A 2,604-nucleotide genomic window follows, 5' to 3' on the forward strand; every position below is an offset into this window, starting at 1 on the left:
CACCAGTTACGGCAACAGTAGCCGAAGCGTTAGTACCACCGTTACAAGAAACGTTAGTTTGAGCCGAAGCGGTAGCCACTAAAGCAGTTGGCTGTGTAATAGTGAATGACTGTGTAGTTGTACATGCATTCGCATCAGTAACAGTAACTGTGTAAGTTCCTGCTGTTAATCCTGTAGCGGTAGCAGCAGTACCTCCTGTTGGAGCCCAAACATAAGTGTAAGCACCTGTTCCACCAGTTACGGCAACAGTAGCCGAACCGTTAGCACCACCATTACAAGCAACGTTAGTTTGAGCCGAAGCTGTAGCCACTAAAGCAGTTGGTTGTGTAATAGTAACTGATCTTGTGATCTGACAAGTATTGGCATCAGTAATAGTAACCGTATAAGTACCTGCTACTAAACCTGTAGCTGTTGCAGCAGTACCTCCTGAAGGAGCCCATGAGTAAGTGTAAGGTCCTGTTCCTCCTGAAGCAGTCACTGAAGCCGTACCGTTTGATCCACTGTTACAAGCAACATTTGTAGATGAAGTTGTAGCTGTTAAAGCAGACGGTTGTGTGATTGTAAATGTTCTTGTTATTGTACATGCATTAGCATCTGTAACAGTAACCGTATAAGTACCTGCTGCTAAACCAGTAGCTGTAGCTGCTGTACCTCCAGATGGAGCCCATGAATACGTATATCCTGGAGTACCACCTGTAACGTTAACAGTAGCCGTACCGTTAGTACCACCATTACAAGAAACAGTAGTAAACGATGAAGTAGCTGTCATAGCCGTTGGCTGTGTGATTGTAAATGATCTTGTTAAAGTACACGCATTCGCATCGGTAACAGTAACCGTATAAGTACCTACAGCTAAACCAGAAGCGGTTGCTGCTGTACCTCCAGATGGAGCCCATGAATAGGTATAAGGAGCTGTACCACCCGAAACGTTAACCGTAGCAACACCATTTGATCCACCGTTACAAGAAACAGTAGTCATCGATGCAGTTGAAGTTAAAGCTGTCGGCTGTGTAATAGTAACCGATCTTGTAATACTACATGCGTTAGCATCCGTAATGGTAACCGTATAAGTTCCTACTGCTAAACCAGTAGCGGTTGCTGCTGTACCACCAGAAGGAGCCCATGAATACGTGTAAGGTCCTGTACCACCAGAAGGCGTTACAGTTGCTGTACCATTAGTACCACCATTACAAGAAACATTTGTAGATGAAGTTGTAGCTGTAAATGGAGCCGGTTGCGTAATCGTAAATGTTCTTGTTAAAGTACATGCATTAGCATCGGTAATTGTACATGTATAAGTACCTGCCACTAAACCAGTAGCTGTTGCAGCTGTACCACCAGATGGAGCCCATGAATACGTATATCCTGGCGTACCACCGGTAACGTTAACAGTAGCTGTACCGTTTGATCCACCATTACAAGAAACAGTAGTAAACGATGAAGTAGCTGTCATAGCCGTTGGCTGAGTAACAGTAAATGTTCTTGTTAAAGTACATGCATTAGCATCAGTAACAGTAACCGTATAAGTACCTGCCACTAAACCAGAAGCGGTTGCAGCTGTACCACCAGATGGAGCCCATGAATAGGTATATGGAGCTGTACCACCAGAAACATTAACTGAAGCTACACCATTTGATCCACCGTTACAAGAAACAGTAGTCATCGATGCAGTAGAAGTTAAAGCTGTCGGTTGTGTAATGGTAAATGATCTTGTTAAAGTACACGCATTAGCATCGGTAACAGTAACCGTATAAGTACCTACAGCTAAACCAGAAGCGGTTGCTGCTGTACCTCCTGAAGGAGCCCATGAGTACGTATATGGAGCTGTACCACCAGAAACGTTAACCGTAGCTACACCATTTGATCCACCGTTACAAGAAACAGTAGTCATCGATGCAGTAGAAGTTAAAGCAGTTGGCTGTGTAATAGTAACCGATCTTGTGATTTGACAAGTATTGGCATCCGTAATGGTAACTGTATAAGTTCCTACAGCTAAACCAGTAGCTGTAGCTGCTGTACCACCTGTTGGAGCCCATGAATAGGTGTAAGGTCCTGTACCACCAGAAGGCGTTACAGTTGCTGTACCATTAGTACCACCGTTACAAGAAACATTTGTAGATGAAGTTGTAGCTGTTAAAGCTGCCGGTTGTGTAATCGTAAATGTTCTTGTTAAAGTACATGCATTAGCATCGGTAATCGTACAAGTATAAGTACCTGCCGCTAAACCAGTAGCGGTTGCAGCTGTACCTCCAGACGGAGCCCAAGAATACGTATATCCTGGTGTACCACCGGAAACGTTAACTGTAGCTGTACCGTTTGTACCACCGTTACAGGTAACAGTTGTAAACGAAGTAGCAGCTGTCATAGCAGACGGTTGTGTAATTGTAAATGATCTTGTTAAAGTACAAGCATTAGCATCGGTAACAGTAACCGTATAAACACCTACAGCTAAACCTGAAGCGGTTGCTGCGGTACCTCCAGATGGAGCCCATGAATACGTATAAGGAGCAGTACCCCCTGAAACGTTAATTGAAGCAACACCATTTGATCCACCGTTACAAGCAACAGTAGTCATCGATGCAGTAGAAGTTAATGCAGACGGTT

The 2,604-nt window shown here is 44.1% G+C and carries 1 pseudogene; it reads right to left on the reverse strand.

What is annotated here, in order from left to right:
- Nucleotides 1-2,604 (reverse strand): annotated as a pseudogene (locus Q1R07_RS15990) (hypothetical protein); the annotation flags it as partial.

Origin of the sequence: Flavobacterium sp., from assembly GCF_030146175.1 — a bacterium.
Taxonomy (GTDB): domain Bacteria; phylum Bacteroidota; class Bacteroidia; order Flavobacteriales; family Flavobacteriaceae; genus Flavobacterium.